The 19,522-nt window shown below is 31.0% G+C and carries 16 protein-coding genes; 1 reads left to right on the top strand and 15 read right to left on the bottom strand.

What is annotated here, in order from left to right; all coding sequences use genetic code 11:
- Window position 1: 1 nt before the first annotated feature.
- From FBF22_RS06140 to FBF22_RS06210, 15 genes are all read right to left on the bottom strand, one after another.
- Window positions 2-1,717: a nickel-dependent hydrogenase large subunit gene (locus tag FBF22_RS06140; protein WP_002869667.1), complete on the bottom strand. Its 1,716-nt coding sequence runs from the start codon at window positions 1,715-1,717 to the stop codon at window positions 2-4.
- 2 nt (window positions 1,718-1,719) lie between these two features.
- Entirely contained in the window at window positions 1,720-2,859 is a 1,140-nt protein-coding gene (locus FBF22_RS06145; protein ID WP_002854042.1) for a hydrogenase small subunit, read from the bottom strand.
- Window positions 2,860-2,978: 119 nt separating this feature from the next.
- Window positions 2,979-4,820: a bifunctional tRNA (5-methylaminomethyl-2-thiouridine)(34)-methyltransferase MnmD/FAD-dependent 5-carboxymethylaminomethyl-2-thiouridine(34) oxidoreductase MnmC gene (gene mnmC / locus FBF22_RS06150; RefSeq protein ID WP_002871659.1), complete on the bottom strand. Its 1,842-nt coding sequence runs from the start codon at window positions 4,818-4,820 to the stop codon at window positions 2,979-2,981.
- Window positions 4,817-6,796, bottom strand: coding sequence for an N-acetylmuramoyl-L-alanine amidase (locus tag FBF22_RS06155; RefSeq protein ID WP_002884360.1), 1,980 nt, complete (start codon window positions 6,794-6,796; stop codon window positions 4,817-4,819). Before FBF22_RS06155 ends, mnmC begins: the two co-directional genes overlap by 4 nt.
- On the bottom strand, window positions 6,796-7,887 hold the full coding sequence (locus FBF22_RS06160) for a nitronate monooxygenase family protein (RefSeq protein ID WP_165433226.1): 1,092 nt from the start codon (window positions 7,885-7,887) through the stop codon (window positions 6,796-6,798). The genes FBF22_RS06155 and FBF22_RS06160 overlap by 1 nt, the downstream gene beginning before the upstream one ends.
- Complete coding sequence (gene tyrS, locus FBF22_RS06165; protein WP_002853870.1) at window positions 7,884-9,089, bottom strand: tyrosine--tRNA ligase; 1,206 nt, start codon at window positions 9,087-9,089, stop codon at window positions 7,884-7,886. The genes FBF22_RS06160 and tyrS overlap by 4 nt, the downstream gene beginning before the upstream one ends.
- An 11-nt stretch (window positions 9,090-9,100) precedes the next feature.
- A complete protein-coding gene (locus FBF22_RS06170) occupies window positions 9,101-11,296 on the bottom strand; it encodes a bifunctional (p)ppGpp synthetase/guanosine-3',5'-bis(diphosphate) 3'-pyrophosphohydrolase (protein ID WP_002884356.1) in 2,196 nt (731 codons plus the stop codon).
- Window positions 11,280-11,504 (bottom strand): DNA-directed RNA polymerase subunit omega, encoded by a 225-nt coding sequence (locus tag FBF22_RS06175; RefSeq protein WP_002853464.1) that lies wholly within the window; start codon window positions 11,502-11,504, stop codon window positions 11,280-11,282. The genes FBF22_RS06170 and FBF22_RS06175 overlap by 17 nt, the downstream gene beginning before the upstream one ends.
- A 10-nt stretch (window positions 11,505-11,514) precedes the next feature.
- A complete protein-coding gene (gene pyrH / locus FBF22_RS06180; RefSeq protein WP_002858454.1) occupies window positions 11,515-12,234 on the bottom strand; it encodes a UMP kinase in 720 nt (239 codons plus the stop codon).
- A 51-nt stretch (window positions 12,235-12,285) separates the two neighbouring features.
- Window positions 12,286-13,479: a M23 family metallopeptidase gene (locus tag FBF22_RS06185; RefSeq protein ID WP_002884353.1), complete on the bottom strand. Its 1,194-nt coding sequence runs from the start codon at window positions 13,477-13,479 to the stop codon at window positions 12,286-12,288.
- Complete coding sequence (locus FBF22_RS06190) at window positions 13,476-14,282, bottom strand: FtsX-like permease family protein (protein WP_002861969.1); 807 nt, start codon at window positions 14,280-14,282, stop codon at window positions 13,476-13,478. Before FBF22_RS06190 ends, FBF22_RS06185 begins: the two co-directional genes overlap by 4 nt.
- Entirely contained in the window at window positions 14,269-14,934 is a 666-nt protein-coding gene (locus FBF22_RS06195; protein ID WP_002853534.1) for an ABC transporter ATP-binding protein, read from the bottom strand. Before FBF22_RS06195 ends, FBF22_RS06190 begins: the two co-directional genes overlap by 14 nt.
- Window positions 14,935-15,003: 69 nt before the next feature.
- Window positions 15,004-16,182, bottom strand: coding sequence for a tRNA (guanosine(46)-N7)-methyltransferase TrmB (gene trmB, locus FBF22_RS06200; RefSeq protein ID WP_002884351.1), 1,179 nt, complete (start codon window positions 16,180-16,182; stop codon window positions 15,004-15,006).
- Window positions 16,182-17,417 carry a fibronectin type III domain-containing protein gene (locus FBF22_RS06205; RefSeq protein ID WP_079264879.1) on the bottom strand — a complete coding sequence of 412 codons (1,236 nt, stop codon included), beginning with the start codon at window positions 17,415-17,417 and terminating at the stop codon, window positions 16,182-16,184. The genes trmB and FBF22_RS06205 overlap by 1 nt, the downstream gene beginning before the upstream one ends.
- On the bottom strand, window positions 17,362-18,330 hold the full coding sequence (locus tag FBF22_RS06210) for an RluA family pseudouridine synthase (RefSeq protein ID WP_002869673.1): 969 nt from the start codon (window positions 18,328-18,330) through the stop codon (window positions 17,362-17,364). Before FBF22_RS06210 ends, FBF22_RS06205 begins: the two co-directional genes overlap by 56 nt.
- 77 nt (window positions 18,331-18,407) lie before the next feature.
- Here FBF22_RS06210 and FBF22_RS06215 point away from each other — a divergent pair, with 77 nt between their 5' ends.
- A complete protein-coding gene (locus tag FBF22_RS06215) occupies window positions 18,408-19,508 on the top strand; it encodes an FtsW/RodA/SpoVE family cell cycle protein (protein ID WP_002853654.1) in 1,101 nt (366 codons plus the stop codon).
- The last annotated feature ends 14 nt before the right edge of the window (window positions 19,509-19,522 follow it).

Consider the following 19,522-nt stretch of genomic DNA (forward strand, 5'->3'; position numbering starts at 1 on the left):
CTTATAAATTGACATTCACTTTATATTCACTTAGATTATTGCCCTTAGTATCCATTACATGCACCGCACAAGCAATACAAGGATCATAAGAGTGAATTTTTCTAATGATTTCAAGTGGTTGTTTTACATCAGCGATTTTAAGTCCTATCAAACATTGCTCATAACTTCCGCCTACGCCATTTGCGTCTTTTGGACTTGCATTCCAAGTAGAAGGCACCACAGCTTGCCAATTTTCAATAACACCATTTTTAATTCTACACCAATGGCTTAATGTTCCGCGTGGCACATGCCCCATATAGCGTCCTTTGTATTCTTTAGAATTATCGATCACATAAGGAGCACAAGTACTCTGGTCTACTTTTAAATTTTCAACTAAATTATTAAACGCTTTTAAAGCATTGTTTGCAACGATTTTTGCTTCAATACAACGAGCAGCTGTTCTTCCAAGTGTACTAAATACAGCATTTAAAGGAAGTCCTGTTTCTTTTAAGAACTCATCTACTACAGGAACAACATTTTGATTACCTTTAGCATAATTTACAACGATATTTGCTAAAGGTCCTACTTGCATAGGGTTTCCTTCATAGCGTGGAGCTTTAATCCAACTATATTTACCCTTAGTATCAAACACTTTAGAATGAACATGATTTCCATGATGATCTACGCTTTCCCCATCTACAAGTCCTGTATAATTTGGATTTGTTTTGCCGTCATAAGGATGTAAAGGTTCATTGTCTGCATACCAAGAATGAGTTGCCTCTTCAGTAATCTTATCTTCTTCTACTTCATAAACCTTGCTTAAATCTCCATTTTTGATAATACCACTTTCAAAAAGCCATTCATCTCTTCCGATTTGAAATTCTTTAAAGGTGTAAAGATTATTTACCCCTATATCATTTAAAACACTTGCTTCATGTGCATAAGCTTTTCCTGCCATCACAAGATCAGGATAATACGCACGATTAACAAAGTCTTGCACTTCTTGGAATTTAACCATATATTCACCCATTCTTGCAGGATCAAGTAAATCCATAACGCAAGTTACACCACCAACGGTTAAGCTTTGTGGATGTGGATTTTTAGCTCCAAAAATCGCCATACATTGAGCAATGATTCTTTGAATTCTTAAACATTCTAGATAGTGAGAAAGAACGATTAAATTTTGCTCAGGAGTTAAACGATAAGTTGGATGACCATAGTACGCATTAGCAAAAGGTCCTAAATTTCCTTTATCTACAAAAGTTTTAAGTCTTTGTTGCACTTCAAGAAGTTTATCTGCACCTGTTGCATAAGGATTTGAAGTGTATTTAAAAGCTTCATCGCTTGCTTTTTTAACATCAGCACTTAAAGCACTTACCACATCAGCCCAATCAAGCCCATGAAGTTGATAAAAATGCACAATATGATCGTGTAAAAATAAAGCCGCATTCATTAAAGTTCTTGTTAAAAGCGCATTTAAAGGCGGAGTAATACCTAAAGCATTTTCAACAGCAACTATACCTGCTTTATAATGTGAAAAAGTACAAACTCCGCAAATTCTTTGCGTCATAAAACCCGCATCTCTTGGATCACGCCCTTTTACTATGGTTTCAATACCACGCCACAAAGTAGAGCCCGCATAAGCTTCTTTTACCACATTGTTATCATCAACAACAACTTCAACTCTTAAATGCCCTTCAATTCTTGTAATAGGATCTACGATTATTTTTTGACTCATTTTTATTCCTTATCTTTTTGCATGGAAGATATAACTGCGTGTGCTGCTATAGCAACGCCTGTGAGTGTAAGCACACCTATACCGATTTTATCTGAAACACTATCCGCACCCAAACCAAAAACAGTATCAAATTTACGACTAGCCATAGGCTCTTCAAAAGGTCCCATAGTATCCCAAAAATTAGGCTCAGAACAACCTATACAACCATGCCCTGCTTGAATAGGCCAAGAAGTGTGCTGGTTAAATCTCTCTCTTGAGCAGTTATTAAAAGTATAAGGTCCTTTACAACCTACTTTATAAAGACAAAAACCTTGTTTTGCTCCTTCATCTCCAAAAGCATGTACAAATTCACCCGCATCAAAATGTCCGCGTCTTTCACAAAGATCATGAATTCTTAAACCATAAGCCCATTTTGGTCTATTATACACATCAAGTGCTGGTAACTCACCAAATAATAAATAATGAAGTACATTACCCACTATATTTTTTTCACTTGGAGGACAGCCTGGAACATTGATCACAGTTTTACTTGTTACTTTGCTTAAAGGCTGCGCGTTGCTAGGATTTGGTCTTGCGGCTTGAATTCCTCCAAAGCTAGAACAGGTTCCTATAGCAAAAATCGCCAAAGCATTTTCACTTGCCATTTTTGAAAGCTCATAGCCTGTTTTTCCATGTGCACCTATGGTTAAAAAATGCTCCGTATCACCCATAGGGATACCACCTTCAACCATTAAAATGTATTTATTTTTATGCTTTTGAATGGCATTTTCTAAATTTTCTTCAGCTTGCCAACCTGCTGCAGCCATCACTGTTTCGTGATATTCTAAAGAAATATAATCAAAAATCAAACTATCAATCGTTGGAGTATCACTTCTTAACAAACTCTCACTACAGCCTGTACACTCAGCCATATGAAGCCACACAACAGGAAGCCTATCAGCAAGCTCAGCAGCTTTTGCCACCATAGGAGTAAAACTCGCTGGCAAAGCCAAAAATGCCGTCATAGCACCTGCCCATTTCATAAAATCCCTTCTAGAAAAACCTGACTTTTCTAATGCTTTTGTAATACTATCATTGTCTTTCAAAGAAGGAAGTTTTTCAAGAGTCGATAAACGCGACTCTATTTGATGATAATCAATCATTATATTTCCTTTGTAACATGAAATTTATTCTCTATAATAATAAAATAAAGGAAGTTAAAATAAAGTTAAAAACTTACTATCATAAGCAAATATTAGCATCACTCTTAATTAAAGCTTAATCATAAGCCTTTTTTAAGTTTGCGAATCAAAAATCTTGCAGGATGAATAGCGTGGATGTATTTTTTTTCTAAACACAAGGGTTCATTATTTATCAATGCACACAAATACCTTGCCGCTAAAACACTTGTACTAAAACCCCTTGACCCATGAGCAAAATTAAAATACAAATTACAAGACATTTTAGCTGGTTTTTGCTCCTTATTTTTTGTCCATAATAAAGCTTTATATTTTTCTTTATAAAACGCTTCATCATAAGCATTTCCAACTATCATAAAGCGATCACTCGAATAAGATCTAAAACCTACTTTAGAACCTATGATTTCTAATTTTGTATTTTTATCCATAAAATCGGCTATATTTTCTATATTTTGTTTATCATCTTCTTCTTTTGATTCTAAACTTGCATTAAGCCTATCATAACTTGCACCAATTACTTGCAAATCATCTTTTACAGGGCAAATATAAGCCTTAGAAGATAAAGGAAATGGGGTATCTAAAAAAGGTTTTAGATGTGTAACTTGACCTCTTACTTTGCTTAATTTCATCTCATCATAAAAAACAAAGTCTTTTGCATCTGCACCCATAGCATAAATCAAAACCGCATAATCACTTTTAACAACATCATTTTTAAATTTTAAACTAAAACACCCATTTTCAAATTTATAAGCTTGAAATTCATGATTAAAATATATACAAGCTTTGCTTTTTTCAAAAAGATTTTTAACCAATTTTTTTGGAAAAATCACTCCACCCTCTTCTAAAAAAGCTTGATTTTTTGAAATTTTAAACAAAACATTTTCTCTTTGCGTGTCAAATCTTTCTTGCATTAAATCATTATGTGCAAACTCCACCACACCCTTAAATTCTAAATCTAAAATTTGTCTATAAAAACGACTTGCCTCTATAAAAGAAAGCTCTGAAAACTCCCCTAAATTTACCTTAGGCTTTAAGATTAAAGAGCTTAAAATTCCACTTTCATTTCCACTTGCACCCTTGCCTAATTCTAAATGTTTTTCAAAAATATCTATTTCAAAACCTCTTAAACTAAGCTCATAAGCTAAAACAGCACTTGATATACCTGCACCAATAATAGCTACTTTTTTATTTTTTAAAGATGAAAATGTTCTTGAAAAATACGCTTCTTTGTCTTTAAACTCAAGCTCATTTTCCAAATAAGCTTTAATCATTTCTCTTTTTCTAAAACCTTTGGTTTTTTCTACTCTAAAACCATATTTTTTTAAATTTTTTTGCAAAAAACTTGCCGAAGAAAAGGTGCAAATTTGTGTATTTTTTTTAGAAAGTCTTGCCACTTCAAAGATTAAATTTTCATCAAACATTTGCAAGTTTTTATTTGGAGAAAATCCATCTAAATACCAAACATCAGCTTTAAAATCCAATTCTTTTAAAACAGCTATATCTTCAAAAACAAGATCTAAAAAACAATCTTCAAAATAAAAACGATAAATTCCTTCTTTAGCCTTAGGATAAAATTTTAAAAATTGTTCTAAAAGCTCTTTAAACTCTTCATAAAATTCTAGTTTTTGATAAATTTCTCTTAATTGTTCTTTTTCGATATAAAAAGCTTCTACGCTAATATAAAAAAGTTTTTTAGGACGCTTAGAAGGGATAGTTTCTAAAAAGCGTTTCAAAGTAAGAAAAAAATTTAAACCTATACCAAAACCACTCTCTGCGATAATAAAATTTTCTTGATTTTTCCATTCAAAAGAATGAGTGTAAACAAATTTGCTTTCATTTAAGCCATCTTTGGAATTAAAATAAAAATCATCAAAATCCAAAGAAAAAGGAGTATTATCCTTAAAAATTAGCTTAGCTTTTTTCATCGGTTGTTATAAAAATAACTCTCAACTCCATCGGCAATACCCTTAACCAATAAATCTTGAAAAGCTTTATTGGCGATTCTTTTGCCTTCATTTGGATGTGTAATATAGCCAATTTCAATCAAAATTGCAGGCATTTGCGCACCTACTAAAACCCAAAAAGGTGCTTCTCTTACACCGCCATCTACAATTTTATACTTTTTGCGTGTTTGAGTGAGTATATTTTTTTGTACATCAATGGCTAGTTTATTTGAAGCAACGATTTTTTCACGATTTAAGAAATTTAAAATACTTTGTTTTGAGAAATAATTAATCTCTTCAAAATCCCCTTGATTTTCTTTTTCTGCTGCCTTTTTACTTCTTTCACTTCTTGCAGGACTTAAAAAGAAAGTTTCCACGCCTTCGCTACTTTTGGCTTTTGTGGCATTTGGTGCTGCGTTAGCATGTATAGAAATAAACAAATCCGCTCTTTTATCATTGGCATATTTGGTTCTATCACGAAGATTGATAAATTTATCCGAACTTCTAGTATAAAGCACTTTATAACCGCGTTTTTTAAGTTCATTTCCAAGTTTTAAAGCCGTACTTAAAACTATATCTTTTTCTTTTAAACTTCCTTTTTTATCACTTAAAGCACCGCTATCTTTTCCACCATGCCCCGCATCGATAACCACAAGCTTTCCTGATTTGTAATTTGTATTTAAAGTTTTACTAGAACTTTGAGTTGCTTTTTTGTTTGCATTTTGATTTGTAGTTTGTATATAAAAACCTAAAGTGAGATTATTATTATCCAACTCCTTTAAAAGTTTAAATTCTTTAGGAGCACTCAAAACCACACGAACGGTTTTTGGATTATATTGCGTAACGACAATTGTATTTTGTCCAAAGGTAAAGCTTTTTCTATTACCTTCTAACACACCTTTAAAACTTACAACATATCGGAATTTTTGATCTTTGGTATCAAATACTGCTATTTCTTTTTCATCTAAATCATCGCTTAAATTTAACACCACAGCATTAGAAATTTTATCCACATCTAAAACATATAAAGGTTCTTGATTTTCTTTTTCATTATTGGTTTTTTTATCTTGTTTTTTTGTTTCTAAAACTTTGGTTTTAATTTCTGTTTTTTGATCTTGCTTTTTCTCTGAAATTTTACTAACTTGCCCAGTCTTTTTTTGGCTAGTAGTTTCTTTTGAAAAAATTATTTTTTCTTCTTTAAAAGATATATCAATAGGAATTTTTTCTTTAGCATAAACCACTATGCGTATGGTTTTGGGATTAAATTGTGAAATCACTAAACGATAGTCATCAAATTTAAACTCTTTTTTACTCCCTTCTAAAACCCCATCAAAATCACTAATAAAACGATAGTTTCCTTTTTCGTCTAAAGCAAAACTTTTTAATTGATCCTTATCCAAATCTGCATTTAGTTCAAACTCTACACCTTGGTTTGTTTTACTTGACTTTAAAACATAAATTTTATCATCGCTTTTTGCTTTAGAAACGATACTGCTCTTTGGTGCTTGCGAAGTTTTAGAATTTGTTTTTTCTGTATTTTTTATTTGTTCGTTAGATGATTTTTTTTCATTTTTTTGAACTGTTTTTATAGGTTCAAAAGTTGTTTTTTCAGTGTCTTGAGAAATATTTTGAACCTTAATATCTTTAATAACAGCCTTTCTTAAAGCATTAATACTTGCTTCACTTATACCACTTTCTTTTAACTCATTAGCATATGACTTGTCATCTAAATTTAAAGTATTTGAACTGATGATCAATCTTTTTAAAATTTCAATTTTAGTTTTTTCATCTTCATGAATAACACTTTGTATATAAAGGCTTTTGAGCTGATGGTGAAATTTTACTTGCACTTCACTTTTAGAACCGATAAAATTTTTATCAAAATTTGCAAGTTCATTTTCATAAGCTCCAAAAAGAGTTGTGAAAGCAAATACTAAAAATACAAAAATTTTAGCCATTATTCACCATTAACCAATTTTTCCATAAGTTCTTTAACACTGATAAGCTTATCTAAACGATATCCATTTGCACCTGTAAAGAAAAGTCCTGTTTCTTTTTTGCCTGACCACGCATCAAAAAGCCTATCTGCTATACAATACCCTACTTTAGTCGCCTCTTTTCCACGTCCACAAGGCGCTACACAATTGCTTATACAATTAATCTTTGGACCCATTCTTTTATCTACTAAATTTAAAAGATTGGTTCTAACTCCACGAGCAGGATAGCCCACAGGAGATTTAATAAGCTCTATATCTTCTTCTTTAGAAGCTAGCAAAACGCTTTTAAACTCTTCACTCGCATCACATTCAAAAGTTCCTATGAAACGCGTTCCCATTTGAACACCACTAGCCCCTAAAGAAATAGCATTTTCTATATCTTTTTTATCCCAAATTCCACCTGCAGCAATCACGGGAAAAGACCCCCAATTTTTAGCCTCTTCTACCACAGGAGCGATTAATTTTTCTAGCTGACAATTCGGATCTAAGCACTGCTCATAAGTAAAACCTTGATGACCTCCACTTTTTGGCCCTTCTAAAACCACTGCATCAGGTAAGCGATTGTAACGGCTTTGCCATCTTTTGCAAATAATTTTTAAAGCCTTTGCAGATGAAATGATAGGCACTAAAGCCACATCAGGAAAATCTGCAGTAAATTCAGGTAAATTTGTAGGAAGTCCAGCGCCTGAAACAATCACATTAAAACCAACCTCACAAGCATCGCGTGCTATTCTTGCATAATCATTACTTGCACATAAGATATTACACCCCAAAGGTGCATCGCCACAAACTTTTCTTGCATTATTAATCAAAGCTTGCAAACCCTTGCGTGAGTAAAAATTTTCACTTCCATAAGGCTTAGCGTTTAATTCTTTACTTGCATACTTTCTTTCTTCATAATATCCTGTTCCCACAGAAGAAATAATCCCAAGTCCACCATTTAAAGAAACTGCAGAAGCTAATCTATCCCAGCTTATGCCTAGTCCCATTCCTCCTTGAAAAATGGGATATTTTATAGTATGTTTTCCTATTTGTAAGGGTTGTAAATTCATTCTTTTACCTTTAATTTTGCAAATTTTCTTTTACCTATTTGTAAGATGTATTCTCCTTGTTCTAAATACATTTGCTCGTCGCTAACTTTTTGAGAATTTACACTTACTGCATTAGCACTGATGCTTCTTCTTGCCGCAGAAGTAGAACTTTCCAAACCACATTCAACCAAAGCCTTAGCAAGCCAAATTTTTCCTTGTATTTCAAACTCAGCCATATCACTTGGCAAAGCATTTTGAGAATGAATTCTATCAAATTCAGACTTAGCATTATTAGCCTCTTCTTTGGAGTGAAAACGCTCTGTAATCTCTAAAGCTAAATTTTCTTTAGCTTTTTTAGGATGTAAATTGCCTTGTTCTATATCTTTTTTTATTTGCGCAATTTCTTCTAGACTTTTTTGACTTAAAAGTTCATAATATCTAAACATCAATTCATCACTAATACTTAAAATTTTAGCATACATATCATTAGCTTTTTCTGTAACACCAATGTAATTATTTAAACTCTTACTCATTTTGTTTACACCGTCTAAACCTTCGAGTAAGGGCATCATAATCACAGCTTGTTCTTTTCCTATGTTATAAACTCTTTGAAGCTGTCTTCCCATCAAAAGATTAAATTTTTGATCCGTTCCACCCATTTCAATATCGCTTTTTAAAGCCACACTATCATATCCTTGAAGTAAGGGATATAAAAACTCACAAATCGAAATAGGACTTTGCTCTTTAAATCTCTTGGTAAAATCGTCACGCTCAAGCATTCTAGCTACACTAAAAGTTGAAGTAAGCTCTACTATACCCGCGGCTCCAAGTTCATTAAGCCAAGTAGAATTAAACTTAATCTGTGTTTTTTCTTTATCCAAAACCTTAAAAACCTGCGTTTCATAAGTTTTAGCATTGATTAAAACTTGCTCTTTATCCAGCTTTTTACGCGTTGCACTTTTTCCACTTGGATCGCCAATTTGTCCTGTAAAATCTCCAATCAAAAACTGCACAATAGCTCCATGTTTTTGCAAAAAAGCCATTTTTGTTAAAACCACGCTATGGCCTAAATGTAAATCAGGCGCTGTAGGATCAAACCCTGCCTTTATAAAGAAATTTTCACCCTTTTCATAATAATTTTTAATTAAATTTTCTATTCTTTCTTCATCAATAAGCTCTGCACAACCACGCTTAACTTCTGCTAATATTTTTTTTATATCCATAATAAACCTTTTTAACCTTCTTTATAAGCATCATTTAAAGATGTAAAATCTAAAATTTTACAACGAGATTTTAACCTATCCTTGACACTATCTGGATTGATATTATCAGGAATTTCCATTGTAATCTCAAAATAATCTACCGCCGAATTTAAATCACTTGATAAATTAATTGTTAATAGATTTATCTGCATTTTAGCTAAAAATGCCAAAAATTCCGCTAAAACACCTTTTTTATTTTCCAAAGAAAAAATCAATTTATAAGATTTAGGGATGTTAGAATCCCATTTTATAAATACCATATCTTGATTATTATCTATCATTTTATCAGCTCTATCGCAAAGCTTATGATGGACAATAGCGTTACCACCTTTAACAAAAGCTAAAACAGCATCACCTCTTTTTGGATGGCAGCAAAAATCAAAATCCACATTAGCGATTTTATGGTTACAATATAAAGTAAAATTTCCTATTTTTTGTTCTTTAATCTCATATTTATCAAACCAATATGACTTCTTGGCGTATTTTTTAAGACCATTAACTATATCTTTCAAATAAGCACTATCTGTTGCTACTTGTCTAATACGTCTGGCTAAATTTTCTTTTTCTATCCAAGTTTCAATTCTGTTTTTATCAACTCCAAAAATAAAACTTAACATATTAATAGAGCTTGCTAAATTAATCTCTCTGATTTTTTGCTTGCAAAATTCCCTTATACTTGCTTTTGCTTTTCCTGTTTTAACACTATCTATCCAAGAACAGCGATAAAATTTATCATTGCTAGTAACCACTCGCACAATATCGCCATTTTTAAGCTCGGTTAACAAAGGCACTTTAATACGATTTACATAAGCACTTTTTGCATGAAGCCCTACTTTGGTATGCACTTCATAAGCAAAATCAAGAACCGTTGCACCACGAGGCAAAGTGAAAATTTCTCCCTTAGGAGAATAAACTGCGACATCTTCAACATAAAGACTATCTTTAGCATATTCATAAAGCTCAATAGCATTATAATATTCTGCATTTTCAAGATTGTTTATACTTTGCATTGAAATATCTGTAAGCCAATCAAGACGAGGCGCAACCACGCTGCCATCTTCTTTATATTTCCAATGAGCTGCTATACCAAATTCCGCAATTTTATGCATATCAAAAGTTCGAATTTGTGCCTCTATAATACTTTTAGCATCAAAAAGTGTGGTATGTATAGTTTGATAACCATTTTGTTTAGGCAAGGCTATATAATCCTTAAAACGCGAAACCAAGGGATTAAAATGTGTATGTAAAATTCCCAAAGCTAAGTAACAATCACTTACTTTTTCAACCAAAATTCTTACCCCAAGTAAATCAAGAACTTCTTCAATACCAATACCTTTTCTTTGCATTTTAAGATAAATAGAATAGCTATGTTTAATGCGTTTTTGAATTTCAAAACTACCTTGTCTAAAACCATTGCTCAAAAATAAAAGTTCGATTTTGGAAATAAATTCATTTAAACCTAGTTGCATTTCTTGATTATTAGAGTTGATATAATTGTCAATAAGCTTATACTCATCTGGCATAAGATATTTAAAACTAAGATCTTCCAAATAATTTTTTATGCTTGAAATACCAAGTCTATGGGCTATTGGGGCATATACAACTAAAGTTTCTTCGCTGATTCTTTTTTGCTTATCTTCTCTTAGAATATCAAGAGTAAGCATATTATGCAGCCTATCGCATAGCTTCACAATCAAAACCCCAACATCTTCAATACTTGCTAAAAGCATATTTCTGAAAGTCAAGGCTGATTTAGTTAAACTTTTTTTAGATTTTGATGAAATGAGATTATCTTCTCTAATTTCTATAATTTTAGTAAGTCCTAAAACAAGTTTTAAAACCTCAGAACCAAACTGCTCTCTAAGTTCTTCTTCGGTGCAGTTTGTATCTTCGATCACATCATGCAATAAAGCAGCTAAAATATTGCTTTTATTTTCACTTAAAAATCCAACCAGTGTTGCTACTAAAATAGGATGTACCGCATAAGGCTCTCCACTTTTTCTAAACTGCCCTTCATGGCAAAATATACAGTAATCTACCGCTTTTTCAAGAATGGCATCATGGCCACAAATTTCGAAAAGCAAAACCTTAGCAGCTTCTAAATCTTTACAATTTTTTACATTATCGATTAATTGTTCAAGCAATAATTCTTCATCGATTGGTTTCAACTAAACCCTCTAAAGTGATTTTATTTTCTGCAATTTCATATAAAGCTATATCTGCAAGTTTATTTTTATTTTTATCAAAGTCTACCAAAGGGGTTGCTCCATTTGCCAATTGTTCCGCTCTTTTTGCTACCACTAAAGAAAGGCGATATCTATCATTACCCATTTTTTCCAAAGCTTTTGCCGCTACTTCTTCTATTCTTTTATCCATAATTTTCTCCTTAATTATTTTTAACGGTTGAACAAAGGCTAGTATCACCTTGTATGATTTTAAGTAAATTACCCTCTTCAAACATATTACAAACCACAATAGGAAGTTTGTTATCTTTAGCTAAAGCTATAGCTGTATCATCCATCACTTTAATATTATCTTGCATAGCCTCATCATAACTCAAAGTATTTAAAAATACTGCATCATCAAATTGTTTTGGATCTTTATCATAAACTCCATTAACTTTTGTAGCTTTTATTACCATATCTGCATCAATTTCTACAGCTCTTAAAATAGCTGTTGTATCCGTAGTAAAATAAGGGTTTCCAGTACCTGCAGCAAAAACCACAACACGACCCTTTTCTAAGTGTCTTTGCGCTCTTCTCATAATATAAGTTTCACAAAATGCTTCCATCTGAATGGCGCTTTGAACCCTAACTTCAAGTCCAGAGCTTTCCAAAGCTTCTTGTATAGCAATAGCATTGATAACCGTAGCAAGCATCCCCATATGATCTCCACTTGTCCTTTTAATCAATCCGCCCTTAGCAGCACTTACTCCGCGAATAATATTACCACCGCCTATAACTATGCCTACTTCTATTTGATTTTTTATAAGTTCTTTAATCTCTGAAGCTATGAATTTTAAAATAGAATTTTCTATACCAAAGCCATTTTCACCTGCTAAAGCCTCTCCTGAAAATTTTACCAAAACTCTTTTTCTCTCTTGCATTATTTCTCCTTATTTAACTTGAAATTATATTTTAAATTCCATTAAATTTAGCTAATTTAAGCTAATGAGTTCCAAAGGATTGATATGAAAATTTTTTTGAGTTACTTCAAAAGTAAGATCATTTTTTATTCTACCCACTACGGCACCTTTTTTAATATTCTTACCAACTTTAATATTAGGAGCAATCTTATCTAAATGTGCGTATATTGTATGTATGCCATTATCATGTTCAACAATAACAACTCGAGCTAGCATACTAGTATCTTTAGCAAAAACTATTTTTCCATCTAGCACATTTTTAACAACTGCATCGCTTTTATTGCTTCTTAAAACTACATTCTCGTTAAAAATTTTAAGATTGTAAACAGGATCAACATAATTTCCAAATTTTTGCTTCACAGTAAAAGAATCCAATGGAGCTATGGTTTTTTTTCCTGTGTAACGCTTGACTGAACTTCCTTGATAGCTTGAACCTAATTGTCTTATTTTTTGATTATTTTTTACTATTTTAGTATCATTTTTGTTTGAATTTGCATCTTCTTTATCATTAATAATTTTTAATTGATTTAATGTTTTTCTAAGCTCTTCTTGCTGAGCTTGCAAATCATCGAGTTTTTTTACATATATAGCTCGATCTGTTTTTTGTTTATTAATTTCGCTAATTTGTTTTTGTTTTAAACTTTGAAGCTTGGCTAATTGAGCGTTGTAATCCTTAAGACTTTCATTGATTTTCTTAATCTGAGCTTGTTTATCATCAATAAGCCTGCTTACTCCCTCATAATCTTTAGAAATTTTAAAAATTTCTTCATTTAAAACTTTGTTTAAACTTCCTAAAATTTCAAAAGCCATAAAACTTTCTTCACTTTCAATATAGCCTTGAGGGATAGGTAAATCATAAGCAAAATCTTTAGCCATTAAAGATATAAGCTTACCTTCCATATTTGATTTACTTTTAAGCAAATCTTCATTTTGGCTTGTAAGGATGTTTAACTCTTGATTTTGAGCCTTAGCACTTGCTTCAAGCTTAGAAGTTTGTGAATTTAAGCTTTCAATTTGCAAACTTAGATCTTTCAAACTTTTTTCACCATTTAAAATATCGCTAGCCAAATCTTCAAGTTTTTTATTTAACTGTTCTTGTATGCGTTTATTTTCTTCTAAACTTTTTGTTTTTTCATTTATAGCGTTTGCTAAACTTATATCAACAAACAAAAAAAAACAAAAAAAGATAAGAATATTTTTTCTCATCTTTTAACCTTAAACATAACCGTATTTACACACAACAAGCAAATAAACAAAGTAGCTAAAAAAATTAAAGTCAAATGTAAAATAAAATTAATAGGTGGAAAAATAATATCTACAGCCTTTAAACTTTCTTGGATAATAGAAAGATCAAAAATTTGGGTAAAAAAGGCAAGTAAAATAACAAAAGCAATAAAACAATCAACCACAACCACCTTATAAAGCATAAAAGATCTAAACCAAAACGGAGCTCCAAATAAACACATAATTTCAATACGATCGGTATGTTCATAAAGCCAAATTCTCATCTGTTTTAAAAACAAAACAAAGGCAAGTAAAATAATGATAAACAAAAATAACCAAAAAACAAATTTCATCAAAATAAGCAAAGAGTATATCTTATCATGGGTTTTGGAAAAAGTTTCAACCTTACTAACACCTACAATATTTAAAAGTTGATTTTTAATCGAATTTAGTTCATTTTGATCGGGTAAAGAATTTAATTTTAAAGTATAAAATTTTGGCAGAGAATCTTTTAAAACTTTCAAATTCTTTTCAGAAACATCATTTTTCAAACGATCAATTAAATCCTTAGGATCTAAAGATTCAAGTCCAGCAAAAAATGGTACTTTTGTTTTTACTACATTCTGATCAAGTTCAGTTTTGCTGACAACTATAATATTATAATCTTTATTAACAAGTTCTTCATAATGCTTCAAAGTTGCATTTGTAATCAAAATAAATTCAAAAGCAAACATCATAAAAAGTAAAGATAAAATTAAAGATAAATGTGTTTTAAAAAATTTCATTCATTTTTCCATTTTCTATATTAAAACGACGATAATCCACTCTTAAATTACTAGGAATTCTATGTGTTACCACTATAACACAAGTTCCTAAAAGCTCTCTAGCAGACTTTAAAAGAGTCCATATAATATCAGAAGAATACTCGTCCAAATTTCCCGTTGGCTCATCGCAAAGCAAAAGCTTTGGATTATGAGCTAAAGCCCTAGCCATAGCGACGCGTTGTTGCTCACCACCGCTAAGTTGATTAGGCAATTTATCTGCTTTAAAAGTTAAATTTACATGCTTTAAAAGCTTAGTAGCTTGATCATGGCATACTTTTTTGCTATAACCTTTAATCATTAAAGGCAACATAACATTTTTTTCAACACTATATTCTTGTACAAGTTTATAATCTTGAAAAATAATCCCTATTCTTTGACGTAATTTTAAAAGTTCTAAATTTCCAATTTTATTCATCAAAGATCCACATACTTCAAGTTTACCAGAAATAGGTTCTAAATCTCCATAAAAAGACTTTAAAAGCGTACTCTTACCACTCCCACTTTTACCCGTAATAAAAACAAAATCATCATCCTTAAAAGCAAAACTCGCTTCTTTAATAACTAGTTCATCATAACCTAAAGTAAGTTTATTTGCTTGGATTAAATTAGGCATCCTTTTTCCTTAATTTCCCTTTTTAAATTTTTAAATTATGCTTTATTTTTGCTTAATTTTCAAGAAAAATTATATTTTAAACTGAACTTTTAAAATTTCTTTTAATTCATTTATCGCTTTAATATTTTCTTGAATTTTAAATGGCTCTTTAAAAGCAAAATCAATCGTTTTATCAAGATGCAAATAACAATGTTCAGGCTTATTAAAAGCTCCAAAAGCAACCTTTAAAAGCAAATTCTCATCTTGTTTGTAGATGCTTTCAAAATGCAAGAAAAAATCATCTTTTTTTATAGTAATATTTTTAAAGTTCTGCTCTATTTTTTTCAAATCTTCTTTAGAAAATTCAACCGATGAGAGATTAAATTCATTTAACTCATAGTTTCTACACTCTTGGTTAAAATTCCACACCCAAAGATCATATATATTTTTTTCTTGCTTTTTCCATCTATCTTCATATTTGCTTGAAATTTCTAAATTTTCATTTTTTCTAAGACTAAATTTTGGAACAGGAAAAGTCAAAAATTGTTCTAGAGTAAAATTAAAATACTCAAAACTATCTGTTCTAAGTTCAAAACGACCATTTTGGGTTAAAACCCTAGCACATTCTTTGCAAAAATCTTTCCCAATAACTCGCCTATGAGGCTTTTTGTCCCAAGGAACAGGAAAATGTAAAAAAATCTTTTCAACTGATTTTGATTTTAATACACTCAATAACAATCTTGCATCACTTTGGATTAGCAAAATATTATTTACATTTTGTGCTTTAGCAAGTTTAGCCACTTGAGTTAAAGCTGGGTTGTAAATTTCCACCCCTAAAATTAAAACATTTGGATTTTCTTTTGCTTGATAAAGCAAATGTCTTCCTGATCCAAAGCCTATTTCTATATAAATTTTACCTTGAAGCTTAGACAAAAGCTCATCAAAATTATCAACGATAAATGGTGTTTTTTCAATTAAAGCATTGTTTTTAAGTCCAAAAGCTTCATTGATAATATCCTCACAAAAACCTTCTTTAAAGATTTTTAAAGCCTTTTGCAAATAACCTATTTTAGAAGGTTTTGTATGTTTATCGCCTTTAATCACAAAACCATTTTGTGCTTTTTTAATCTGCAGAAAAAAACTCTCTTCTTGAACCTTTGTATAAATAAGACTAACATTATCATTCTTAGCAAGCCAAAGAAATTCAACATCATCCTTGCTACAAGGCAGATTTATTTCTTTGATCTTTTTGCTTTTAAAATTTGGCACTACTGAGCCGCCTTAACTTTGTTTGAAGGTTCTGAACGAAGCCCGGCTGAATCAATAGCAATAACTTCATAACTATATTCCACCCCTGGCAAAGCTTTTACATCTTTTAGTCGCTTTTCTTTAATGCCTTTAAAAACTGCATTTTGCTCCCCGCCATAGCGTCTTACTTCATACTCAACAGCTCTAGTATCATTATCACTCCATTCTAAATTTATCCCTTCGCTTGTGCTTTGAGCCAAAATAATACTAGGAGCCAAAGGGTTGCCTAAAGTTTTACCTTCTACACCATCTTTTGGCATAGGACTTTCAAGACCATCTTTATCCACCATTGTTACTTTATAATACTTGCTTTTACCTGCTCCTTCTACTATATCCTCATAAGAATTTTTATCAGTCTTTGCCAAAACACTAAAAGGAAGGAAGCTTGAGCTCGTAGAATAAACTTTATAATAAGAAAAATCTTCATACGTAGGAGCATCCCAAGTTAAAATGATTTTACTAGAACCATCTGTGCTAGCACTTAAATGCTCAACTTGAGGAGGTAAAGCCTTGCTTGTAGAACTTACAACTTGACTTGACCCACTCTTTATCCCATTAAAACTCACAGCAATAATTCTATAACTTGAATTTTCATTAGGCTTTAAATCACTATCGATGTATTCAGCGTTTAAACGATTTTTTACTTCTGCAATTTTTTTAAATTCTTTATCATCACCTTTGGTTCTTTCAATAATATAAGAATCAACCCTAAAATCAGGATGCGGACGCCAAATAAGTTTAATACGATTAGGCAAATTAGTCACAGCTTGAACAAAAGGAACAGCTTCAAGTCTTGGAGCTGTGCTCACTTCTATAACCTTGCCATCTTCTGAAATTTGTCCTTGCTCATTAAAGCTTTTCATCATATAACGATACTTAGTACCAGGCTCTAATTTAGTATCTACATAATGAGTTTGAAACTTATCTTTAATAGTGCCTACAAGTTTAAAATCAGGATTTTCATCACTAGAACGATACAAATAAAATCCTTTAATATTTTCATTATATAAAGGCTCCCATTCAAAAGCAATATTACTCATATCACTAAGACTTTTTAAACTTTCAACCTTTGGCAAGCTTTCATTTACAGCAGGCTCTTTACTTGAAGCTAGCGAATTCATTTGCGAAACACTACAAGCGCTAAGCAAAAGAGTTAAAAAACTCAAGTAAAAACTCAAGCGAAATCTTTTCATCATTCTCTCCTAAATTAATTTGTTCAAACATAATATTTTTAAAATCTTCCATCAAAGGTGCTTTAACAAAAATTTGTTCTTTGGTTTTTGGATGGATAAAATACAAAAAATAAGCATGTAACATTATCCTACAATCATACTTACCCTTATAACCATACAAACTATCACCTAAAATATAGCGATTTAAACTAGCCAAATGCGCTCTAATTTGATGAGTTCTTCCTGTAAAAAGCTTAGCAGCCATCAAAGTTAAATTTTCAGTTTTTACTACATTTATAAAAGCTGATTTTGCGTTTTTGCTGAATTTATTTTCCTTATCTATGGCTATTTTTTTAATAGCATTAGAAGGCGAACGCATTAAAAATTTTTCTACTATAATTTTATCTTCTTTTAGTGGCAAATCAATTAACGCAAGGTAAATTCTTCCCATGCTTTTATCTGCAAGCTGTTCACTTAATTTTTGATGGGTGAAATTATTTTTCGCTATTAGTATAGATCCGCTTGTATCTTTATCTAATCTATGGACAAGACCAGCTCTTATCTCTCCTCCTAAATTTGATAAAGTATATTTTTTTTCTATTAACCAATCCACCAAAGTGGCATTTTTAACGCTACTTGCTCCATGAACGACTAAATTTGAAGGTTTATTTAAAACAAGCAAGTCTTCATCTTCGTATAACACATCAATATCAAAATCCACTTCAAACTGAGGTTTTATCTCATTGCAAAGCTTTAAACTTGCAATAGAAACAATATCACCATTTTTAAGCTTAAATGAATTTTTATCTTGAATTTTATCATTAACCTGTACACAATCTTTTTCTATAAGTAAAGCAACTTGATTGCGACTTTGGTTTAATTTTTTAGCCAAAAATACATCAAGCCTTGAATTTTCATCTACTAAAAAAGTTTGCATTTTTTCCTTAGAGGTTTTGATAAATTTAAAATTTTAGTTTATAATTATAGCTTTATATTACCAACTGAAGGCAAATTTTGTTTAGATTAGATAGAAGAATTTTAACTCATTTTGACTATATGCAACCCATTTTATTTTTACCCATAATTCTTATTTCATTTTTCTTAATCTTTGAAGCTAATCCTTTTTTAGCAGAAAAACAGTTTGTTTATGCCTGTGTGGGATTGTTTGCTTTTATGGTTTTTTTCTTCTTTCCCATAAGGAAATTTATTTGGATTATTCCTGTTGCTTATTGGATTAATATTTTTTTATTGCTAAGCGTAGATATTTTTGGGGTTGAAAAATTAGGTGCTAAAAGATGGCTTGAAATTCCTTTTACTCACTTTACTATACAACCTTCTGAAATTTTTAAACCTAGTTTTATTTTAATGCTTGCCTATCTTATTTATCAAAATCCTCCTCCAAAAAATGGATACAAACTTAAACAATTCATCAAACTTAGCTTTTACATCATCTTGCCTTTTTTGCTAATTGCAAAAGAACCTGATTTAGGAAGTGCTATGGTTTTACTACTTGTTGGTTTTGGAGTGCTTTTTATCATGGGAGTTCATTATAAAATTTGGTTAAGTATTGTTATAGCTATAAGTGTTAGCTCTCCTATTATTTATACACATCTTTTAAAACCCTACCAAAAGCAAAGAATTCATGATTTTATTTCAGAAAAACCAAGTTATCAAGTAGCCCAATCAATGATAGCTATTGGAAATGGTGGTTTAACCGGAAAATCTCAAGATGAAGCTACGCAAACTCATTTTAAATTTTTACCTATTTCAACTAGTGATTTTATTTTCGCTTACATGATAGAAAGATTTGGATTTATTGGGGGATTGACATTAATTATATTTTATATTTTACTTATTTTTCATCTACTTAGTTTAAATTATAAACTTAAAGATGATTATTTTGCTAGAGTTGCTATTAATTGTGTTGCATTATTTATTTTTATTTATGCGGCAGTAAATATTTCAATGACTATAGGTTTTGCACCAGTAGTTGGGATCCCTTTGCCTTTTTTTAGTTATGGTGGAAGTTCTTTTACTATTTTTATGATTTTTTTTGGAATTTTACAGCATTTAATCACTTTTAGATATTTTTGGACGGATATAAAGGCTAAATAAAATATTTTTAAGCA

It is taken from the genome of Campylobacter sp. CFSAN093260, from assembly GCF_012890095.1.
In the GTDB taxonomy this organism is placed as follows: Bacteria; Campylobacterota; Campylobacteria; order Campylobacterales; family Campylobacteraceae; genus Campylobacter_D; species Campylobacter_D jejuni.

What these genes read in the sequence shown, in the direction of transcription:
- FBF22_RS06140 (WP_002869667.1), bottom strand. Translation starts at nt 1,717, where the DNA reads ATGAGTCAAAAAATAATCGTAGATCCTATTACAAGAATTGAAGGGCAT.
- FBF22_RS06145 (WP_002854042.1), bottom strand. Translation starts at nt 2,859, where the DNA reads ATGATTGATTATCATCAAATAGAGTCGCGTTTATCGACTCTTGAAAAA.
- mnmC (WP_002871659.1), bottom strand. Translation starts at nt 4,820, where the DNA reads ATGAAAAAAGCTAAGCTAATTTTTAAGGATAATACTCCTTTTTCTTTG.
- FBF22_RS06155 (WP_002884360.1), bottom strand. Translation starts at nt 6,796, where the DNA reads ATGGCTAAAATTTTTGTATTTTTAGTATTTGCTTTCACAACTCTTTTT.
- FBF22_RS06160 (WP_165433226.1), bottom strand. Translation starts at nt 7,887, where the DNA reads ATGAATTTACAACCCTTACAAATAGGAAAACATACTATAAAATATCCC.
- tyrS (WP_002853870.1), bottom strand. Translation starts at nt 9,089, where the DNA reads ATGGATATAAAAAAAATATTAGCAGAAGTTAAGCGTGGTTGTGCAGAG.
- FBF22_RS06175 (WP_002853464.1), bottom strand. Translation starts at nt 11,504, where the DNA reads ATGGATAAAAGAATAGAAGAAGTAGCGGCAAAAGCTTTGGAAAAAATG.
- pyrH (WP_002858454.1), bottom strand. Translation starts at nt 12,234, where the DNA reads ATGCAAGAGAGAAAAAGAGTTTTGGTAAAATTTTCAGGAGAGGCTTTA.
- FBF22_RS06185 (WP_002884353.1), bottom strand. Translation starts at nt 13,479, where the DNA reads ATGAGAAAAAATATTCTTATCTTTTTTTGTTTTTTTTTGTTTGTTGAT.
- FBF22_RS06190 (WP_002861969.1), bottom strand. Translation starts at nt 14,282, where the DNA reads ATGAAATTTTTTAAAACACATTTATCTTTAATTTTATCTTTACTTTTT.
- FBF22_RS06195 (WP_002853534.1), bottom strand. Translation starts at nt 14,934, where the DNA reads ATGCCTAATTTAATCCAAGCAAATAAACTTACTTTAGGTTATGATGAA.
- FBF22_RS06205 (WP_079264879.1), bottom strand. Translation starts at nt 17,417, where the DNA reads ATGATGAAAAGATTTCGCTTGAGTTTTTACTTGAGTTTTTTAACTCTT.
- FBF22_RS06210 (WP_002869673.1), bottom strand. Translation starts at nt 18,330, where the DNA reads ATGCAAACTTTTTTAGTAGATGAAAATTCAAGGCTTGATGTATTTTTG.